This is a genomic window from Escherichia sp. KTE114 (genome assembly GCF_000407765.1).
Lineage (GTDB): Bacteria > Pseudomonadota > Gammaproteobacteria > Enterobacterales > Enterobacteriaceae > Escherichia > Escherichia ruysiae.
Genome location: NZ_KE136629.1, coordinates 1 through 20497 on the forward strand (window position 1 = coordinate 1; position 20497 = coordinate 20497).

The window sequence follows — 20497 nt, forward strand, 5'->3', positions numbered from 1 at the left end:
CTTCCTCGGTTAAACATGATAACTTCCTCGGTTAAACATGAGAGCTTCCTCGGTGATATCCACAAAATGTGTCATAAGAATACTAATTCGTTGTTCTTTCTGGTGAATCTATTTTGAATCTGTTGTTAATCTGCCTTGAATCCAGTGTGGATTTTGAGCATGGATTACCTTTGTGAGATAAATCACAGATATGAAACATGAGAAGATACTCGGTTAAACATGATATTGATTGTGTTGTAATATCATGTTTCTGGTGTTAAAGTCTGATTATCAAGAGTGTTGGAACAATGAGAATGACGACAAATAAGACTTCCCTTTCTCGCTTAACAAAAGTGAGACATCGAAATGAATTGAATTCAACGCTGTCAACATTGCCTATGGCTGCTAAAAAAGTCTTATTTTTAGCCATGTGCCAGATAAACTCTAAAAATGAATTCGATGATGATCACATATTTTATGTGACAGTTGCCGATTACATTAAATGGGTTCAGGTTAAGCCTGATGCGGCTTATCTTGCTTTGAGGGATGGCTCTAATATATTAGATACGACGCTTCTTAAGCTGAAACATGATGAAATATTAGAACTGAGTAGTGATTTGGGATTTAAGTTCACTAAAAGTAATGTACCTGATTCAATGAATTTGAGTCTGACTGTTTTTTCTACTTATTACAGGAATGAAGGTAGAGTGGGGATCAAGTTTACAAAAGAAGCGAAAAGATTTTTATGTAAACTTATTGGTGAAGAAAAACGTTATACAACGCAAGTTTTATTATCTGTTGTTCGACTGACAAGTGTTAATGCTGCATCACTATATCAACTCATTCGTAAAATATATAGTAATAATTCTCGCGCGAATAGTTTTGAAATGACAATAGATGAACTTAAAGATGAATTGAATCTTTATACAATAGGGGCGGGGGGGGTGAAGGATTATAAGTATCCAGATTATCCTGCTTTTAAAAGAGATGTTCTTAATAAATCAGTAAAAGAAATCATGAAACATACGGAAGTAAAGAACTTAAGTTTCGTAGTTTCAGAAAAAATTGGGAGAAAAGTTTATAAATTAAAATTCTCTTATACAATTGGTTATGAGGGCGATACCAGGGAAGACTCAGAGTTTACTAATATGTTTGATAAAATGTACCCACCTGAAAATTGAGGTCATAACAATATGAAGGATAATATCGTAGATTTTCAAAGAATCAGGGACAGCATGAATGATCATTCAACCGATGTTGCAAATGATGCCGTTTATTCTGACAAAAAGAAAATATCTAGGTTCTTTTATCTGCTGACACCTGTCAGATACCTTCTGGCTGCTTCCCTTTATCTGGTTGTTGTTATTCCATTGGGGATTCTTGCGGGATTTCGTTTCTTGTTGCAGTTTTTAGGCGGTATCGCAGTGATGGGTTTAACTATCGCCTGGTACATGGGTGCAGATGTCAGTAGTTACGTTGTTCTTGCTGCATGGATCGCCTTAACTGTTTGTGGTTGCGCAGAGCAGATTTTTGAATGGTGGATCGAAAGCCGTTTTGCGTTCCGTCTTTTTGGTATCGGGAGAACGCCGGAAGAATGAGCGCCGATCTTACAGACAGTAAAGAACAATGCAGGATAGACAATCCGATGTCAAATGTTAACATTTGAATCAGATTGTCCAAAAACGATGTTTTTGCCTGTGCCTGCCGCAGGCTCTTTTAAAAGGAATATGAAATGATATTTAACCGTAATAAAAAACGAGATGAACAACATAATTCTGCTGTTGTTTTGCCATCAGCTGAAAATGTATTCTCTGATTTTATTAAGAACAATCCAGCTTTGACAACCAATGCTTTTACAGCCATTGGGGAGGTTGATTGTTTTACTAAAGTACCCTTACTCTCAAATAATGAATCAGAGTTTTTAGGCATTCTTTCACGTAATATTATACCTGATTATTCCGTTTTTCCCAAAATACGGCTCATTGAATTTGTTCGTCCTCATGGTAGCGAGGAAGCTGTAAAAGATTTAATCCGTGAAGTGCAGAATATAACCTGTGATTTTGTCCTGAAATCATATGATGAAACAGTCCTGGCTGTTATCCAGTTTGGTGAAACCGCAACCGTCAGACAGCAAAAGAAAAAACTGATTATCCAGCGCGTGTGTGCTATGACAGGAATTTCTTTTTTCGAATTTAAAAACACTGTCGATATGATGGGGAGCGAAGATTTTTGTCAGTTCCTGCGGGATGATGAAGAGTAAAAATATTAGAAATTAAAAATAAGCCCACATATTTGCGGGCTTAACAAACGCATTGTCATAATTTATTGTCTGTTATCCTCTAAAATAATTAATGATGGTCCTAACATGGTTGTAAATACCAATGCTGCTATGCCAATCATACCGTACTTGTTTGGTACACATGATAATAATAAAGAGCACGTAGATACGGTTATATAAAATATTCTGAAGTTACTTTTTTTAAGTAGTGATGATATATATATTATACATAACGCTATAAGACTAAACGCGATTGAATTTATCATTGTATAGTCCTCTTTTAATTGATCAGCACATATCGATCTTACCGCCCAGTAACATAAAAATGAAAACCGTTGTTACTGGGAGCAACATTGCCAGGATGAAAACGATTAGATTACTTTTCCTGCCAATATTGAATACTATACCAGCCAGCACTACTAAAAAGAAAAATGCAACAGGTACTGTCCATGTAATGACAGGATGATAGTTTATAATGCCTAAATCAACGATGCAGTGTTCCATAGATTGAAAATCCCCTAAAGTGCCCTAATGTCTGGTTATAAGCTGGCATTATTCCGTATCCTCACTTCACAAAATCTTCTGGTTTTATACTTGATTTAAACTCTTCTTCTTTAGAACGTTCTTTTTGCCATGCTATATACCATACAAACAAAACAACAGTTCCAATGACAAAGTACGATGCTGGTTCCAGTAATGCTGAGATACTGTCACCTGAAAATTTCCATACACCATAACCCGCAAGAACCACTCCAATAAAAGGCTGCAAATAGAGCATGTAAAAATTGAATACAGATTTAATGGCCTTCATAAGCATATTTGTACTCCTTTAATGGTGTGTAATAAAACACACTATTTATTCACGGTTGGTCTTCCGGCTTTCGGGCTGTTTTTCCTTATATCATCAAACAGCCTCCGGCGTTCTTCTGCTGATACCAGACGTAACGCTGCCAGTGCTGCTCTGATTACTTCAGCACGGCTGGCGCCGTACTCGTTCTGAAACACCTGCGCTGTATCCAGATCATCATTTGTCATGGTCAGATTTATACGCGTTACTGCTGATGCCGATGCTGGTTTTTGTGCAGCAGAGCTTACAAACTGGCGTAAATCCAGCGGTTTAATTTCCTGATCAATTTTCTTTGGGAGCTTTGCCATTAGATTCGGTATCCTGTTTTTAGTAAGGTGTGTAATTATACACACTATTAAGGGTGTGAGTATATCATCGCTTATAGTGTGTAATAATACACATTACAGAACATCCGTTTCTTTTAACAGTAATTCAATCTCTCCACGGGCTTTGTTTCCCCGTTTATCATCGTATTCGTGTACGCCCATACCACTGTTATAGGCTTTTTTATGCGCAGTACGCATATAGATACGCTGGCGGGGAACCGGAAGCCAGTCAGGATCATCATTGAGTTGTCGGCGCAGTTCTGACGCTTCACTGTCTGACGGATTAGTTGAACACTTATTCAGGACAATCCATGCTTTCATTGATGGATTGACTCCGGCCTGTGCTGTTTTAATGTCGAAAACCAGCCGTCCCAGCGTGTTGATCTCGATGCCTGCTCCTGGCTCAATGAATGTGAACAGAATGTCAGCACAACTCAGTGCCTTAACGAAGGCCGGAGATTTCATTCCTGGCGTATCAACAAACACATAATCAAAGCGGGCAGCCAGTTTTCGTGCCATCGCCGGAATATCTGTGTAGCACTCGAAATACGGTATTTCAGACAGCCGCTCGTTGGTTTTACGTTCCTCAATGAAGTCCTTGATGCTTCCCTGCGAGTCTGTTTCCAGGAAACAGGCTGTTTTCCCTTTCCTGATGGCACAGACACATAAGGAACAAAGCACGGTGCTTTTGCCTATGCCGCCTTTATGCCCTGCAACTGTAATAATTTTTCCCATCACAAAACCCTCCCGGTTAAATAGTGTGTATTAATACACAATCTTTTATGGTGAAAGTATAACCGTACTATTGCGTGCTGGCAATAGTTAATGGTGTGTATTATTACTCATCATTAATGCGTTCAGGGTATCCGAGAAGCTGTTTTGCACGCTGTGGATCACAGGTAAAGGACAGGCCACTTCCTGTCAGGACGTCCAGCGAAAAAACGCGGGTGTAAATCTCGGTGCTTCTTGCATAACGGTGTCCCAGCAGGGATTGCAGGACGCGCGGAGGAACGCCGCTCATTGTCAGGTGCATGGCGTAACTGTGGCGGAACGTGTGAGGCGTGACCGGAACCGAAAATGTTACGCCGTCACGCTCTGCCCGTGCCACTGCGGTGTTGATCCAGTTCAGCGGTGTCTGTCTTGATGTTATGTCCCACACAGGCTGATGTTTGATCCGCTTTTTCCAGGTCGCCAGGTATTCCCGCATACGCAATGCGTATCCCGCATCCAGAACAGGAACCAGCCTTACAGCAGGCTCCGGTGGTTTTCTGTATCGCGGATCAGGATGTAATGGTGGATGCCTGGTGGTTGGGCGTCCTGGTCTTCTTTCTGCTTCTTTTAGACGTTGCTTGAGTGTTTTCAGGATCACCACGGGTTGCGGGTACTGCCGCGTCGGAGTCAGCATAAAATCAGCGGGTTTCAGCGCCAGAGCTTCATTCAGTCGTGCTCCGGTATTCCAGAGCGTCTCAAAGTACATACGGATGCTCAGATCATCAATGTAGGAGAGAAGCAGTGAGACTTCCGGTGCTATCAGATATTTTGGCATTCCTGCGCCAACCTGCGCCGCCAGATCCCGCATATTACGGGCTGCATCGGGAGAAATGGTTAAATTCCAGGCGTCGCTACGTGAAATCTGGAAAATGCTGGCGGGTAAGTGACTCAATTTTTAAATCTCCGCACCTGTTTTTTGGGATGTGTCAGCAATTATGACCTGAAGCAGAGGTGCATCCGACAACAAAAATTCCGATCACCAAAAAAATTTTTGGACATTTTTTCCGATAATGCATTTTTGTCCAGGGGGATATGAACGACAGGGCAGGGCGAAAAAGAAGCGGTTATCCTGAATAACCCAGGATATGGGCACATAGACCGGAACAGGGCACCGGATAAAGGAACAAAACATTTGAATGTTGTAACTAATGGTGACTGGACAGAATCACCTGTATGTCCAGGTGGGGAAGGGAATTAAACGAAGGGCGTAAAAAAGGCCGCTGACGCGGCCTAGTTTGATGTTCTTTGGAGGTAAAGTTTACCTAATCCATAAACAGCAACCCACAGCAGGCATGGGATCAGGATTACCGATTCGTACCGGAGGTAATCGCTTAAGGTAAGGCTGGATTCAAACCATGAGAGCAAAATAACCGCCCATACAGCACTTACCAGAATGGCACCGTAAAACATGTTCTTGACGTTCATAAGACACCACCGCTGTTGAATTAACTGGTTAAATAATACCAAGCCAGATCCCGCGCATCCAGTATAACCGGACAAAATGACCTGTATGTCTAACTGCCTGGCGAATTAAACCGGAGCAAGGGTAATCTTGTTCAAAAATACTGTAGCGGTCGCAGCTGAGGATCGCGCTGGCCAGCGCGATCGATGCGTCACCGGCGCAAAGCTGATTTGTTGTTTTACAGTAAGTTAGGTTGTTTGCGGTGTGAAAAATATCGGTGAGTATTTTTGATAGAGTCATTAACGGCGGTGCGCTACGTGAAATCCGTGAAAAAGTAGGGGATATACGTGGGGGATTTTTCACGTAGCAACACCATTACAGCCTACCGTTCAGCAGACCATCCATCATTTTTCAAAACCAGTGTAATACGTTTTGTTTGTTTCTCTTTCAAATCAGACTCAAGTCCTAAAAATGCTGTCCGAACATCATCGCGTTTCGCCCATTCAGCGATACTGGTGGGACTGAATGTGTAATTCACCTGCGTGATCTTCATTCCCATAGCATCACCAGGTTCGGTAAAATCAACTATCTCATCCACCTTATAATGACCAACGCAAAAATCAGGCCGTTCCGGAGACTTCAGATATTTTTTCCCCTCAACTGTCAGAGCATATTCACGGCCTGGCACTTTCTTACCCGTCTTAGTAAAACCAATAACGTCATCAACCAGGGTATCTTTTACTGTTAATAAATCGGCTTTGACCAGTACATCCAGCGCAGAAAACTGTCGAGAATTTATTTCATCTGCCCGTTCCTGAGATGTATATCGATTAGCCTGAGCCACAGCTACCTGAACCGGATAAGGCTTACTATCAAACATTCCCAGCGGACTAATAGTAATGCATTCCTTCTCTAGTCGAGTATTAATAGCTTTTTCAAAGTTTTGCTTATTAGCATCTTTTGGTGAATCACACCCTGCCAGCAAGAATGAACTCAAAGCAACAAAAATAACCACTACTTTTTTTGATTTGATCATCATTTTCCCTCTTTATCAAACGATAAAATTTCTTGCCAGCACCGCTGGCTGTTCTGTCCCCTCCATTTGCCGTCGCAAACTTGTTTGCGACGGCATCACGATTATTTTATTCAACCTGCCCAGGTTGCAGTTTGTCAATGAGGAAATCTTCCATGAAATGGCCCTCATCAAGCAGCTTCTGTAAAGCAAGCGGACGCTTGCCATTACCAGACCATTCTCTGATCTCGCCATTTTCATCCTTAAAGCGGTATTTAGCCTTTCTTACTCCGCCTTTGGCTTTCCGCCTGGTTTTTACTGTATCTGCTGTTACAGGAGCAAGGAGTGATTCGGGATCAAGACCTAAAGATATGATGTATTCAATGGCCTGCTGACGTTTGGCTTCAAGTTCCTGGCGTTCAGCCGCTTCACGTTCAGCCTCTTCACGACGTTCTTCAACAACAACGTTCAGTTTTTCCTGCATTTCGAGCAATTGCTCAAAATCAACTTCACGGGCAAAAACACGCAATGAACGAATATTCATCATAGTACGGCTGATAATGCCGTATTCATCTTCTTTAGTCAGTTCGCTCATAATTAATCCTCTTATTTAGTGTACGTACTTCCAGACGCCGGAAGGCACCTTATCATAAAGTTTATTCATCACCAGTTCTGCTCGGCGATGATCTGCGGCAGAATAAAATGCCTCTGATTCTGATAAAGGCAGTTTGTAACGGTTAATCTCAATAACTTTTTCAAGAGTATCTCTTGATGTACATTTTCTTAACTGAAAAAGCCATTCCTGCTTTGTTTTCACTTCTTAGCCCTTGCCGGAAAACCCAGTTTCCCTGTTTTCTTATCCTCAAGGACAAGAACTGTATCATACGTTCCACCACTTTTCTTTTTAAATCCCTTAATCAAATCGGTTTTCCCTGATTTAACCAGTTTTTCGGCCTGTGCCTGGGTGATTTTCTTACCATAAAACTCACTCCAGATTTTAAATTCACATCCGGTACAGAAATAACCTTTCGGCCTGATAACAATATGTTTACCACAGGAAGGGCAGGGAGAGTCCAGGCGTTGAAACTGCCCTGCTGGCGCAGCGGGTTCAATCTTCATCTCGCCCAAGTCAACATCAGAAATCATGCCTGTCAGTTCACCGTACAGATCATTAATAAACTGTTCAACCGTCAGATCGCCATTTTCTATGGCAGCCTGCTTTTCAGACCATAATGCTGTCATATCAGGATTAACCGCTATACCAGGCAGGGCATCAATAAGCGCATATCCGGTATCAGTAGGAATAAGTTTCCCTTTTTCCAGCGTGATATAGTTTCTTTTCTTCAGCGTTTCCAGAATGGCTGCGCGGGTAGCTGGCGTACCAATGCCACCATGTTCATCTTTTTTGTCTTTATCCTTATCCTTCAACAATTTTTTAATCGTTGGGTCAGTGACAAAATCCGCGACACGAACAAGCGCAGCAAGCAAGGAGGCTTCGGTGAATAACGGCGGCGGTGTTGTTTTCTTCTCATTAACAATAACTTCTTTTGTCGTCAGTGTTTCTCCTGTGCGAATTTTACAGAGCAGTTCAAAAGCGGAATCATCATTATCTTCTGATTCACCTTCGTCTGTGGTTTCCGCGCCAAGAAACGCCTCAAATCCGCTGTCAGTTGTTTTTCTGGCACGGGCATAGAACGACTCATCACCACACTGAATGGCAACCGATACTTCCTGGTATGCTTTTTCAGGCATGAACTGAACAAGATAGTGTTGTGCGATCGCCAGGTAAACATTGCGCTCGTCGGTGCTGAGTGCGTTAACATCAGGCACACTGGCGGTCGGGATTATAGCAGTATGCGCAGTCACCTTTGCACTGTTAAACGCTTTGCTTTTACGTGAAGAATCAATATCCAGCGACTGAGGAAAGACTGATTTCAGGGCATCGATAACCTGCGGCGCTTCGCTGAATTGTTCATCAGATAAATATGAGCAATCAGAGCGGTTATAAGTAATCGCTTTATATTTTTCACGTAATTGTTGCGTAATATCCAGCGTTTTTTGTGCCGTCATTTTGAACTTTTTGTTCATGTATTGCTGGAGTCGTACCAGGTTAAAGGGCAACGGTGCAGCCGTTTTTTTATCATCAGTTGCTGCTGCTTCAACTGTAGCCGGTTTTCCTGCAAGGGATGCAGCCGTTCCGTCTGCCCACGCTTTATCAAGTAATTTACGGTCTGTCAGCGGAGCAAATTCCCCTGGCTTCCAGTTCGCCCTTATAACATCAGCACCACGCTGAAAGACTCCGGTCATGGTGTAGTAAAAACTGGATTTATGGTTCTGGTTAGCACGGGTACGATTCACAATCAGGCCAAGAACGGGAGTCTGGACGCGCCCGACAGACAGAACACCCTGATATCCTCTGGCTTTTGCAGGAATGGTGTAAGCACGCGTCATGGAGAAGCCATAGACGGCATCAGCAACTGAACGCGCCAGCGCCTTAAGGTAAAGCCCTTTGAAATCACGATTATCTTTAAGATTTGCCAGTGCCTTTTTCACTGCCGGAAGCGTGTTGTCGTTAATCAGAACGCGCTTTACGGGTTTTGTGTTTCCTGCATATTCCAGGACTTCATCAACAAGTAGCTGTCCCTCATCATCAGGATCGCCAGCGTGAACAATTTCAGTCACGTCTCCACGTCTGATAAGTTCGAGAATCGTTTTAACCTGTTTTGCTGCACTTTCAACAGGCTGATACTTCACGGGATAAAGACGTAAAGGAAGCGTTTCAACCTTCCAGGCTTTGTATTCAGGATTATAGTTTTCCGGCGGTTGTGATTCGATAATATGACCAAAACAGTTAGTCACAATGGCGTTATCACTTTCAAACCAGCCATCATGGCGGGTAAAATTGCCACCAAGTGCCTTAACAATATCATTTGCTACTGCGGGTTTTTCTGCGATAAAAAGTCTCATTTTGTTATCCTTTACATTGAATTAATCTGTTTGCACAACGAATAGCGCGTTCTTCTGATACTGCCTGTTGCCAGTTATCTTCACTTACAGGTTGTCTGAATCTGCGCTCACAGCCATTAAAGGCAAAAATTCCCTCACGGTTAAGTATATTCGTTGCGATATCCTGGTCTTTAATTCTCAAAAAAGCTGTTACAGCAAAACCAGAATATGAAGCAATTTTTGAAATGATGCATTCATCAGCTTTTATTAATGCGGCAAAAGGAACTATCTTTTGATGTCCACACAAAATCAAAGGGAGGGTGTGAATATCATAATAAGCTATTGAATGACAATCCATGCGGGTATCATCAATAGCTGCCAGCCAGAATCCTGTCTGGTCTTTTATTTTTCTGCTAATATCTGAATCTGAAACACCAGGATTTAATAAATATCCACCATAGCAGACATGGAAGGGGTGAACAGATTCATCAATATCAGGAAGTTCTTTTACCGGATTTTCTTTCCAGTCCTTCAGAACACCAAATTCAAGAGCATCCAGCAAAAATTTTCGTTCCAGCGCATCAACTAATGCATATTGCATAATAACCACCAAAGAGTATCTGATTTATATAACTAATGCACTTTCAATAGATGGTTGTCTTTTGAATAAAGAACAATCTGTATTATGACTGTGAAGTATTCAGCATTAGTATTCATCTTCATAAGGTAGCCAATCGTAATCGTTTGAGTTCCAGTCAATTGGAAGAAATGGCTCTGTTTGTTTATGGCAGGAGAGGCAAACATAAATATTTTTCTCTTTATGAAAAATCATCGACTTACATTTATCACAGTCGCACCAACCCTCGATTGGTTCAGGGCGTTCAGGTAATTCTGTCTCCTGATGTTTACCATATTTTTCCCATTCCTCGGCATCCTGATAACCTCCCCATACTGCTTGTGTAAAACTATCGATATAGTCACCTGACTCATTTTTATCAAAATTAAATTTATATACTTCGCCATTTAGTTCAAATGGCATATCAAGGTCAGGTAGTAATTGCTTTTCGAAGCGTTGTTGTAACTCTTTCTTTTCTTTGGGTGATAAAGCCATAAAAACCTCTATCAGTTAGTTATGTTTGTATCGCCACTCCCACGGTGGAACCGGATTTGCATCGGCCCACAAACCGCGTTTTTGTTCCTGCGCTTCCCGTTGCAGAGCCGGTAATGACTCATCCGCGTTGTAACGTTCATATACCCATGCAGCGCCAGACTGAACCATAAAGCGGCTGGCATCCGTGCCGTTCGTCGTGAACACATGACCGATAATGCGTCCGTAGCGGTCTTTATGTGAATAAGAGACTGTCACCTGTTTACCTGCAACCAGAGTCTTAAGCTGACTTGTTGACCAGCGTCCAAAAGGTTGTTTCTTTTCAGGGGCATCGATGTTTATCAATCGGACTCGAATCGGAACTTCATACACAACAATTTTTGCGGGTAGTGTTTTAACTTCTATGGTGTCGCCATCGAGAACGCGAATAACTTTCCCCTGGATTTCAGCCGCACACAATGTAGCTGGTAACAGGGAAACAACAAAGGAAAGAGCCTTAAGAAAATGTCTCATTGCTTTCTTCCCTCCCATATTGCTGAGAGTATTTTACAAATGGATAAAACGGCGATTAAAGCCACTGCGATAACAGCCAACGAAGGAAGTACATAGCTATACAACTCAACTATGAAATTAAGAAATTCCATGAGCGATTGCGGCTTTAAAGGATCATCCCATAAAACGATAACAACACGATAAAGCCCATAGACAATTGCCGAAAACCAGACCATAAACAGTAAGGTTTCAGTAAAAACAAAAGCGACCGTTTTAACACTATCGATAATTTCAATTCCGGCAACTCTCACACTTCTTGCTTTCATATACACCTCATGGATTACGAGGAAACTAACGCCCTTCGGTTGTTCAACCCCGCAAATCCCGGATTAAAATCCGGAATCTGCGGCGTTTGCCGTTATCTCCGTTCAGAATAACTCTGGATAAATTTTAAACTCATTAATTTCTTCAACTGAAATACGCTCTGGCATAGTCCTCGAACAATACTTTGTGAGAGGAGTTTCTTTGCAGTTACCTGCTTTACCGAGCACAATCGTTGCCACGTAGTTATGAATGATGGCGTTCATAGTCTTATCATCCAGTGCATGAGCAGGATTACCAGCTATTGAGCCAGAGTGTCCTGTCTTGATTACATTCAGTAAATCAGTAGTTTGCTTTTCCATATCATCTACCCTTTAACCTTGCCGAACTTACTCATGATTTTTGATATAGCAGCAGGATCAGCCGTTGAACACTGATTCAGAAATGCTTTACGGGCATCAAAAGTTTTACTCCAGCGAATGCTTCCTTTTTTCTTTTTCAGAATATTAAAAAAATCCTTTTCAGCACTTCTGCATTCACTCCCTCCACCTTGCCCGACTGCTTTTCCATATAAGCAAAGTACCGAAGCGCAAGGGTCAGATGCATTAGCATTTGTTGATATTAATCCTAACGCCAGCAAGGCTGGTAAAACCACTCTATTTTTTCCAGTCATTTTTCACCTCATTTTGTGCTTTAATGAAAACTATTTTTACCTGTTCAGGTAAAAAACTTTTCTCGTTTCGCCATTCCACGACTGCTGTTGCCCCTTCCATCTTCAACAGATCTCTGATTCGAAACCACAGCCCAGCATCATGTGTTGTCACTACAATCCTGTCCGCATGAGCCAGAGCGTAATAAAACGTCGGCGTTCTGGCCTGTACTCCGGATAAGGAAGTGATCTCATAAACCCATCCTTTACCGCTAACGTCTGACTTTATGACACCGTGAAAATCGGGGACATATGGCAATGAGGGATTGATCACTTCATTTGCCTTTTCAAACTGCACGGGTGTTGGCTCTGGCGGTGATGAACAACCAGCAAGAATGGAAATCAATAAAAACACTAACTTCTTCATCATGTTCTCCTTTATGCCGCTTTATCGAGATCAGGAACATCTTTTACTACCAGATACCCTTTTGCGACGATTTCATTTTCAAATACTTTCTGTGGAGGCATAACCAGCTTTCCTTTCTTCCTGGGGAAAATGTTTGCAAGTTCCGGAGCAACCTTCACAAAGTCACCAAAGAAATACTCATTGAGATAGTAGAATGCCTTTTCACAACGAATCGGGTTTTCTCCCTTCATTGCCAGGATTTCTTCACTAAATTTCAGTGTAAGTAGTTCATTTGTTGTTACCAGTGGACGCTCAATAAGGCTTTCTGATTCAGATCTCGATGTTCCTCCACGACTACGACTTTTGCTTTTCGAACCGATAGTTACTGTTCGTGTCCCCATCGCTTCTGATAACTCCCGCGCATCTTTAACATCAGAAGCGGAATAAACAATTTTGCAGGGTGCACTTGCCAGTAATGTTTTACTGCCTGCATAACTGTAGATTTCCTCAAGCTGAGAGCCGACCTGGTAAACAATCAACAATTTCAGCTTGTAACCAGCAATGAGACCAGATTTACTCTTGATGTAATCTACAGCACCAATTGACGGGAATTCATCCAGTAGAAAAAGGCAGTCATGCTTTATTTCCGGATCATCCGTTGGCATCTTTTCAAGATTCACCTGTATAGCAAGCTGAAAGAAAATATTTGTTATTTTTTCAGCCAACCTGGCATTATCACCAGAAATACAGAAATAAATTGTCATCCGCTTTTTCCGCACCTGCCGCAAATCAAAATCATTTCCATCAGTAGCATTTGCCACATTGGGGTTAGCAAACGGTGATAATCCATTAAGAAAGTTGCTTTTGAGTTGTGCTTTTGTTTTATCCTCCATCTCAATGAATGCCTTAAGGCCAGCGACACCAATATCAGCAAGCGTTTTGTCTTTCCCCCTTAATTCTGAACGAATATCATTCATGAATGAAAGAAGATGTTCGGGTTCTGCACGCTCAAAAAGCTGATTAATTTTAGACATTGAGAAGACAGGCTCAATATCAAGCGTTTTTAGTCCAGCCTTATCATTCTTAATCATAAACCATAAAGCGACAGCATAAGATTTAAAAACACCACCCGCCGTCTTATTAAGATAGCTACCAGCATCCGCACCATCTGTCTTATAGGGGTAAATAATCAACGAAAGATTTTCAAGCTGATTAAAACCTTCACTCGTTCCCATGCTGACATAATACAAAGGGTTAAAGCGGTGCGTTACCGGACTAAAGGGATCAAATTTATAAACCTCATGACCTAAAATCACCTTCCTGATAAGACTGGTGATATTAAAACACTCCCTTTTTGGATCGAGAATAATAACACTCCACCAGTACTTCATAAGATTAGTGATGACTATACCAGCACCTTTACCAGCCCTTGTTCCGGCTCCCATAGCACTGAATGCTGCTCCCACATAGCGTATGATTTTCTTGTCTTTTATACCAACGATAATCCCGTCTTTTTCGTCACCGTCAAGCGTGAAACTGTTAGACTCACGAATATCATTAATTGTTGCAAATCGCGCATCACCGAAAATATTTTCTTTCTTCTCGTTCAGTTTTATCAACGCCGCAACAGGGATGATAAGAGACACGACAAATCCTGCTCCAAGTGCAACAAAGGCTAAAACTCTGATATCCGTAGTCACAACAGATAAAGTAAGGCTGTCTGTAAAAATATCCATCCTGTACGCATCAATGGATCTGAACACAGCCTTCAATGGTTTCAGATTCTTTATCTGGCTGAAGTAAAGCACAAAGAAAATAAATGAACCTGCAAACCATGCCGCAACAAGCATAACAGCGAATATAAAAACAGATTGCGACTTATTAAAAGTTTTCACATTCAGCCCCTTTGTAATAGATGTCGCTCATATGCCTGACAACACCATCCCTGCCTACATGAACAACAATATCAATACTGTCCATAATGATTTTACGAAGAACATCAAAAGGAAGATTCTGACATTCTCTGTTCTGATAACATTTTGTCACCATCTGAATGATGGCATCTTTTGCCGAGGCCGCGTGAATGGACGTCATGCTTCCACTGTGACCAGAACCAGCAACTTTCACAAAATCCCAGGCATCGCCACCTTTAATTTCCGCCAGTAAAATTCTGTCAGGTTTCATCCTCAAACAGGATTTGATTAATTTCGCTGCTGTTATGATAGAGCCGGAATCACTGCCGGATTCCGAAGGGTAAAAAAGATGCACATAATTTTTATGGATAAAAAATTTGATTTCCTCTGCATCTTCAATCGTAATCAGCCGTGTATTCAATGGTATGAAATCGATAAGACTCTTCATATAAGTTGTTTTACCGGAACCCGTTGCTCCGGCAAATACAATGGTTTTCCCTGCTGCTACGGCAAGCTCCATAAAAGCAGCGATATTTCTCGCTCTGAATAAATCAAGAAGCTCATCATCGTATGTCCTGTGTTTTTTTCCTGACTGGACATAATCATAAAAACCGTTCGCCACATATTCTTTATGTGTTATCTGCCGTGTCGATGGTTTACGTATAGTGATTGAAATAGTATTTCTCTCACATGCAGGAGGAAAAACGACCTGTACACGTTCTCCTGATTCCAGTGTTGCTGAAAGTAATGGCTTGGTATCGCCGATTTCATCTCCCCGAAATGATGCCAGCGTATGAGAAAAACGTTTACAAAAATCAAAGGTCACACTGTCATTATTATGGAATGTCCAGTCACCATTAATTTCCGTCCAGATTTCACCAGGACGGTTGACAGCAATTTCTGTTAGCCCTTCAATATCAAGAAAAGACTGGAATACTTGATTTTTATAAAAATCGAGCGATTTATTGCTAATGCTGACAGGAATAACGCCACTCATACTATTTTACCTTTAACTCATAGATATCAGAAAAATCAATGTCTTCCCCGACCATAATAGTGATTATGTCACCCTGGTTTTTATACATTGTTGGAGGAATATTTATCGAATTCTCAAGTGCGACTTTAGCCATTTCAGCCATTGCCTGTCGTGAGTTTTCGGTATAATCCACATTACGATCTTTACCAGGTGCATTATCCGCCGCCGCCGCCGCTACATCCTGAACCATACTGAGCATAAGAGAACCACCAAAACGCTCCCAGAAGTGAGAATCGATCCATCCATCAATGCCCGCTTCTCCCAGGGGACCAGCTGCTGCTGTATTTACCATATCGATTCGTTTATTATCAGGCGTCCGCAACTGCTCCCACATAACGAACATTCTGCCCTGTCCATGATTCAGCGTTCCGGTCTGGTAACGACCAAAAGCCTTAGTTCCCTGTTCCAGTAATTTTGTGTGGTGATTAGCACTCCATACATCTTCTGTAAAAACACAACTGATACGACCTGCAACATCAGAAACAAAGCGTGTGGTTAAAGCACACGGTATAAGCCTGTTTTCCTCAATATAGAGATCAGGATCGAGATTAATCGCAGTTACTTTCATTCCTGATTTACCAGGCACATTTTCTTTTGATTCTTTCCTTTCTTCCTGTGGCTCTGATGTCTGCGATGTCCTGCTGCTGCCACTCGCGCCAGTCTGACTCCCTCCCTGACCAGCAACAGGTATTGACAAATATTTCCTGAACCCCTCCTGTGGCACTTCTTTATGACCGTCAGAAACAGTATTACCAGAACCAGTAGCGCCTGGATTGATAATTGCTTTGTTCTCAACAGGGTCAAAATTCTGACCAAGACCAGTACGGATTTTACTTACCTGAGAAATGCTGGTATCGCCTGTTGATTCTGATGCTTTCTGCTGGTCATCTGCAAAATAATTTTTATATGTTTTCAGCGCAAAAAAACCAATAACTAATACAGCCATCAGACCAAACAGAAAGCCAGAACGCATACGATTATTTTTGTTCCTGATATCACCGATATCATGAACGGGTTTACTTTCCAGCTTTGACTGATTCGCATCATCAACTAAATCATCTGTTTTTTTCATATCAGTCATTATTCACCTCAACACGTTCTACCGCAGGAGAAGATGTATTCCTCTGGTCGGTTAATACTTTTCCGAAAGATTTATTCACAACACCAACAACGCTGTTTCCATAGCGTAAAACAAATTTGTCATTAACGTTGTGGATAACCATAATTTTATACTTGCCTTTTGTTTCCACATTAAAAGCAAGTGTCTGTTCCTGACCATCTCTTACAGCAAATGGAGCTGGGAATACTTTCCCTGAGTTAAAACCTAAAAAGGTAAATATGCCATTATCATAAGCAAAATCAGGGGCGATACGACGACTGTCATATTTTTCATTGACTCGCATGAAATAATTCCAGTTTTTAGGCGCATCGGCTTTTTCAAAACTTTCAGAAATCAGTTTCTTCTGTCTGAGTTTTTCCTGTTTTTCTTTTGCCAGCCTTACTTCTTCTGCATTCTTTTTCGCTATTTCTGATGGATAGCGGAATTGTACAACATAAGCAGGTTGCGCTTGTTTTTCTTCTGACAGAAGGATTAGATCCAGACTGTAAATCCGCTTTGTTGTTCTGACAAAAAGATTCGTATCCCATTCCTTTTCTGTTGGCTGGAAAACCTTTTTCAGTTTTTCGCCTTCATCGCCTTCCTGTTCCTGAACAACGGGACGCGGATTGATGTAAACAACATTATCATCGGTTGTGATTTCCCATCCGGCAGGAAAACCAGCCTTTGCACTGATAACAGCCTCACCTTCATCAAAAACAACTGATGTGAGAAATCCTGTCTTTGACCGGATAACGGTCGTATTCGCACCGTTATAACTCACAGTCTGCATCCTTGCATCAAATCCAGAAGGTAACGGAGTCGCTGCTGAATACACAAGCCCAGGAAGCAATAAACATGTAGCAATAAATAATTTCTTCATCATTCCCCCCTGACTTCCCGATCTGTCTGGTAACTGGTTACAGTAAAACCGAGAGGATTAAGCTCACGACTGGAACTTTTAACCGACTTTTCTGGTTCAAAACGATATGTCACACGAGCCGTCCAGTATGAAACTGAAACCTGTCCGGTCGTGAAGTTTCTCGTCGTTTTTTTAAAGCGCACAGAGGCCAGTTTATCTGGCGCGGTTGCGTCAGAAATAATATTGGAGATGACCTCAACCGCAACGTAAGAACCGTTATTATGATAAATTTTATCAGGAGCCATATCGCTGTTATACAGACGAAGATAATCGTCCTTTACTGTATTCGAGCTATATAGCTGTACAGTCTCATAATCATACTGAAGAGACGGATAATTATAACCTTCACGTAAAGTAATATACGTGTTTACAAAATACCGCCCAAGTGCTTCAGATTGCAGGATCTTTTCCTGTTTAACCTGAGTAATCAGTTCTGTACGGCCTGTTTTTTCGCCAACAGCCACAATAGCAAGCTCTTTTTCTTTTAATGGCACAAGAACACAAATTGCAGCCCCAAGACATAAGGACAGTAATGATGCTGCCACTGCAACACGCCATGCATTTTTCTTAGACCGTTCATTTTCTGCATAGAGTTGTCTTTCGAAGGATTTAGCTGTCTCAATCTTCTTTTCGATTTTTTCACTCATAACTGATTACCTGGCTGTGGTTAATGGGTTCCAGTTCGCCGGAAACATCAGAAGGAAGGTTATTCCTTGTGGTACATCCGGAAATCTGAAACAGGAAAAACAAAAGAATCACACATCGCATAAATTCACCTTATTAAGCGTTCACGAACACCTTTAAGAGATAAAGGCCAAGATGAAGAAAAAGAATCCCACCAATAAGAAGCAAAAAGCGAAGATCCATACCCTTTCTCCATTTCCCCGCAAGCCCTAAACCAAGTCTTATTCCTGCGAAGCAGGTAAACACTCCTAAAAGAAGGATTAGGACAAAATAAAGTATCATGACAAAATAATGAAGCATGTCACAACCAGCTCTGACTGATTCCACCTAAGACCTTAAATAAGGTAATTCCCGTGATTAAAATAACAAGCTGGGTTATTAGCTTTCTCTTCCTGCTCCATCCGGAGGTGATATGTTTATCAACGAACACCAGTATCCAGTTCAGGGACATCACATAAAAAAAACGTTTCATTATTTTCATGCGGCGTTCCTCGCTCGTGCTTTTTCCAGGGATGCAAGTCTTCTCGCCTTCATCCCCAAAGCACCTGTCGGAGCCAGCGCCTGATATCCCTTTTCACCCGCCCATTCAGCGGCTGTTCGCGCACCACGCCCCATCAGATTCCCTGCTTTCCCTGATAAAGAATTCATGCCCGTTCTTCCGGCCATCCCTAAGCCAAAACCTAAACCAGCACGACCGCCAAGCATCAGAGACTTACCAGTAGCCATACCAGCAGCACCCAGCCCCATCATGGCTGCGCCCTGAACAGCACCTTCAACACCTGCACCTGCTAACTGGACAGCAAAACCTTTAGCTATAAGAACCAATAAAGCCCCCAAAAACCCAGCCATAAAGCCCATAGCACCTGTAGATACAAGATTTACATTCCCTGTTTGTGCAGCACGAATAGCATGGGAAAGGATCATCCCTTGAAAATCCATTGCTATCCGAATCACTAAACTGGCAAATAGAACTGTCAGAATACTGGAGAATAACGATTGTAACCAATTATTAAACATGCTCCGAATAAAACCAAACATGAGACAAAAGATAAATATCGGTGCTGTAATAATCAGGAGTTTCATCGTTACATCTGCTGTTAAAAAAACAACCACACTAACAGCCATTAAAATAAGCGAGCCAGTCCATATTAAAAACTGACCAACTACACCTTGATCTTTAACATATGTTGATTTATCTAAAGAGTATATTTCCGCACCAAGATTTTGCGTACTTTTCCATAAGTTATCTAAAGTTTGCCAGACACTCACCCCTCCAGAAAAACCATCTTTCATGCCTTGCAACGCATCAGTAGCCGCAGTTAAATACCCATCCGCATTAGTTATAAACATGATTATGATTGCAAATTTTGATAGATCCCATACTAAATCCTGCAAGGGCGTCTGAGTTTTACTGGCAAGTATTTGATATCCTTTCCATAGTACATATAACGTAACCGATACCGTCGCTAACGACATAATATCATTAGCAAATTGTGTTTGATAACTGGAGCTGATTTTATCTACCGAATCCATAACGGTAGAATTATATTTAACGAAAAACCCCTGAGCCATATATCCACCTTTTAATCAAAAGTTAATGGTTCAGCTTCTTTCTGCTGTTTAATAAAGGCCTCTTGTTCTTGTGTGACCAACATCTCATGATCTGCTTTATTTTTATTATTCCAGACATCATACTGCATTTTTATCGCCTGCATTTTTAACGACTGCGCCTGTAATGCGTTAGCCAAATCCTGGGATTCTTTGATATCCTTTGAAGCCTCAATTCGGCTACTTAAACTCTGAATCTGAGACATTGCACTTGATAACTGCTTATTGATCTCATTTCCCTGTTCAATACTGGCAGCCGTTGACACAATCCGTGCTTTACAGAGATTATCATTACGTTCATAGCCCGTATTACACATATCGAAGGCTCCATACTTGCTGAACAGATTTTTAGCCTGGCTGCTCAATGCACCTTCGGGATTACTGGTAAAATCAGAAATATAACTGTTCCCCTGCTTATAAATATTTGTCAGTTCTGATTGTAGATTACTTAGTTCATTTGTGAATGCCGCAATATTCCTTATACCTGTTGCCGTGGCTAACTGGTCTTTATATGCCTGAATCTGACTCTGATAATGTTGCGCAGTTTCGGACCATTGTTTGAGTCGTTCTGTCCATCTTGCGGCTTCAACAGCCCATTCCGGACTGGCATCAATAGCAACCGGAATTCCTGCGCTACTATAAAATGAAGCCGTCAATAATGATATCAGCATCAATTTTTTTACACGTTTCATAAATTCACC

The 20497-nt window shown here is 41.6% G+C and carries 27 protein-coding genes; 3 read left to right on the forward strand and 24 right to left on the reverse strand.

Annotated elements, in window-relative coordinates:
• Positions 1 to 293 precede the first annotated feature (293 nt).
• The 3 genes from WC5_RS00230 (at position 294) to WC5_RS00220 (ending at position 2239) form a co-directional block, all read left to right on the forward strand.
• Entirely contained in the window at positions 294 to 1160 is an 867-nt protein-coding gene (locus WC5_RS00230; RefSeq protein ID WP_001353743.1) for a replication initiation protein, read from the forward strand.
• 12 nt (positions 1161 to 1172) lie between these two features.
• Entirely contained in the window at positions 1173 to 1577 is a 405-nt protein-coding gene (locus WC5_RS00225; RefSeq protein ID WP_012421203.1) for a hypothetical protein, read from the forward strand.
• 134 nt (positions 1578 to 1711) lie between these two features.
• Complete coding sequence (locus WC5_RS00220) at positions 1712 to 2239, forward strand: DUF2726 domain-containing protein (protein ID WP_000577043.1); 528 nt, start codon at positions 1712 to 1714, stop codon at positions 2237 to 2239.
• A gap of 306 nt (positions 2240 to 2545) precedes the next feature.
• On the opposite strand, the gene WC5_RS26045 is transcribed toward WC5_RS00220, so the two are convergent.
• The 24 genes from WC5_RS26045 to WC5_RS00110 form a co-directional block, all read right to left on the reverse strand.
• The gene (locus WC5_RS26045) at positions 2546 to 2761 is read right to left on the reverse strand and encodes a hypothetical protein (RefSeq protein ID WP_000399462.1); all 216 of its coding nucleotides are present in this window, start codon (positions 2759 to 2761) and stop codon (positions 2546 to 2548) included.
• 61 nt (positions 2762 to 2822) lie between these two features.
• Positions 2823 to 3074, reverse strand: a complete 252-nt coding sequence (locus WC5_RS00210) for a hypothetical protein (RefSeq protein ID WP_000928750.1) — start codon at positions 3072 to 3074, stop codon at positions 2823 to 2825.
• A gap of 35 nt (positions 3075 to 3109) precedes the next feature.
• A complete protein-coding gene (locus tag WC5_RS00205) occupies positions 3110 to 3412 on the reverse strand; it encodes a hypothetical protein (protein ID WP_001096509.1) in 303 nt (100 codons plus the stop codon).
• Between the two features lie 93 nt (positions 3413 to 3505).
• A complete protein-coding gene (locus tag WC5_RS00200) occupies positions 3506 to 4165 on the reverse strand; it encodes a nucleotide-binding protein (protein WP_000516222.1) in 660 nt (219 codons plus the stop codon).
• Positions 4166 to 4268: 103 nt separating this feature from the next.
• Positions 4269 to 5093 carry a tyrosine-type recombinase/integrase gene (locus WC5_RS00195; RefSeq protein WP_001487124.1) on the reverse strand — a complete coding sequence of 275 codons (825 nt, stop codon included), beginning with the start codon at positions 5091 to 5093 and terminating at the stop codon, positions 4269 to 4271.
• A gap of 561 nt (positions 5094 to 5654) precedes the next feature.
• Positions 5655 to 5966: a hypothetical protein gene (locus WC5_RS25605; protein WP_023157208.1), complete on the reverse strand. Its 312-nt coding sequence runs from the start codon at positions 5964 to 5966 to the stop codon at positions 5655 to 5657.
• 19 nt (positions 5967 to 5985) lie between these two features.
• Positions 5986 to 6642 (reverse strand): SEN1982 family lipoprotein, encoded by a 657-nt coding sequence (locus tag WC5_RS0122920; protein ID WP_077767127.1) that lies wholly within the window; start codon positions 6640 to 6642, stop codon positions 5986 to 5988.
• 103 nt (positions 6643 to 6745) lie between these two features.
• The gene (locus WC5_RS00190; RefSeq protein ID WP_001293141.1) at positions 6746 to 7210 is read right to left on the reverse strand and encodes an H-NS family histone-like protein; all 465 of its coding nucleotides are present in this window, start codon (positions 7208 to 7210) and stop codon (positions 6746 to 6748) included.
• Between the two features lie 15 nt (positions 7211 to 7225).
• The gene (gene hha / locus WC5_RS0122925; protein WP_000850859.1) at positions 7226 to 7432 is read right to left on the reverse strand and encodes a hemolysin expression modulator Hha; all 207 of its coding nucleotides are present in this window, start codon (positions 7430 to 7432) and stop codon (positions 7226 to 7228) included.
• On the reverse strand, positions 7429 to 9582 hold the full coding sequence (locus WC5_RS00185; RefSeq protein ID WP_001235750.1) for a type IA DNA topoisomerase: 2154 nt from the start codon (positions 9580 to 9582) through the stop codon (positions 7429 to 7431). The genes hha and WC5_RS00185 overlap by 4 nt, the downstream gene beginning before the upstream one ends.
• Before the next feature lie 4 nt (positions 9583 to 9586).
• Positions 9587 to 10162 (reverse strand): hypothetical protein, encoded by a 576-nt coding sequence (locus tag WC5_RS00180; protein WP_001199074.1) that lies wholly within the window; start codon positions 10160 to 10162, stop codon positions 9587 to 9589.
• A 105-nt stretch (positions 10163 to 10267) separates the two neighbouring features.
• Complete coding sequence (locus WC5_RS00175; RefSeq protein WP_001218542.1) at positions 10268 to 10672, reverse strand: hypothetical protein; 405 nt, start codon at positions 10670 to 10672, stop codon at positions 10268 to 10270.
• Between the two features lie 15 nt (positions 10673 to 10687).
• Positions 10688 to 11182 (reverse strand): thermonuclease family protein, encoded by a 495-nt coding sequence (locus tag WC5_RS00170; protein ID WP_016231854.1) that lies wholly within the window; start codon positions 11180 to 11182, stop codon positions 10688 to 10690.
• Positions 11179 to 11487: a hypothetical protein gene (locus tag WC5_RS00165; protein WP_000647576.1), complete on the reverse strand. Its 309-nt coding sequence runs from the start codon at positions 11485 to 11487 to the stop codon at positions 11179 to 11181. The genes WC5_RS00170 and WC5_RS00165 overlap by 4 nt, the downstream gene beginning before the upstream one ends.
• 102 nt (positions 11488 to 11589) lie before the next feature.
• On the reverse strand, positions 11590 to 11844 hold the full coding sequence (locus WC5_RS00160) for a hypothetical protein (protein WP_000415096.1): 255 nt from the start codon (positions 11842 to 11844) through the stop codon (positions 11590 to 11592).
• 5 nt (positions 11845 to 11849) lie between these two features.
• Positions 11850 to 12155 carry a TrbM/KikA/MpfK family conjugal transfer protein gene (locus WC5_RS00155; protein ID WP_000147044.1) on the reverse strand — a complete coding sequence of 102 codons (306 nt, stop codon included), beginning with the start codon at positions 12153 to 12155 and terminating at the stop codon, positions 11850 to 11852.
• Complete coding sequence (locus WC5_RS00150; protein WP_015059903.1) at positions 12139 to 12561, reverse strand: cag pathogenicity island Cag12 family protein; 423 nt, start codon at positions 12559 to 12561, stop codon at positions 12139 to 12141. Before WC5_RS00150 ends, WC5_RS00155 begins: the two co-directional genes overlap by 17 nt.
• 8 nt (positions 12562 to 12569) lie before the next feature.
• Positions 12570 to 14432 carry a relaxosome-coupling protein TaxB gene (gene taxB, locus WC5_RS00145; protein WP_000847106.1) on the reverse strand — a complete coding sequence of 621 codons (1863 nt, stop codon included), beginning with the start codon at positions 14430 to 14432 and terminating at the stop codon, positions 12570 to 12572.
• The gene (gene virB11 / locus WC5_RS00140; RefSeq protein WP_000017225.1) at positions 14419 to 15447 is read right to left on the reverse strand and encodes a P-type DNA transfer ATPase VirB11; all 1029 of its coding nucleotides are present in this window, start codon (positions 15445 to 15447) and stop codon (positions 14419 to 14421) included. Before virB11 ends, taxB begins: the two co-directional genes overlap by 14 nt.
• A 1-nt stretch (position 15448) precedes the next feature.
• A complete protein-coding gene (virB10, locus tag WC5_RS00135) occupies positions 15449 to 16567 on the reverse strand; it encodes a VirB10/TraB/TrbI family type IV secretion system protein (protein WP_016231855.1) in 1119 nt (372 codons plus the stop codon).
• On the reverse strand, positions 16560 to 17468 hold the full coding sequence (virB9, locus tag WC5_RS00130; RefSeq protein WP_001329500.1) for a P-type conjugative transfer protein VirB9: 909 nt from the start codon (positions 17466 to 17468) through the stop codon (positions 16560 to 16562). Before virB9 ends, virB10 begins: the two co-directional genes overlap by 8 nt.
• Positions 17465 to 18151 carry a VirB8 family type IV secretion system protein gene (locus WC5_RS00125; protein ID WP_001290765.1) on the reverse strand — a complete coding sequence of 229 codons (687 nt, stop codon included), beginning with the start codon at positions 18149 to 18151 and terminating at the stop codon, positions 17465 to 17467. The genes virB9 and WC5_RS00125 overlap by 4 nt, the downstream gene beginning before the upstream one ends.
• Before the next feature lie 514 nt (positions 18152 to 18665).
• Positions 18666 to 19760 carry a TrbL/VirB6 family protein gene (locus WC5_RS00115; RefSeq protein ID WP_000046889.1) on the reverse strand — a complete coding sequence of 365 codons (1095 nt, stop codon included), beginning with the start codon at positions 19758 to 19760 and terminating at the stop codon, positions 18666 to 18668.
• A gap of 11 nt (positions 19761 to 19771) precedes the next feature.
• On the reverse strand, positions 19772 to 20488 hold the full coding sequence (locus WC5_RS00110) for a type IV secretion system protein (RefSeq protein WP_016231856.1): 717 nt from the start codon (positions 20486 to 20488) through the stop codon (positions 19772 to 19774).
• Positions 20489 to 20497 lie beyond the last annotated feature (9 nt).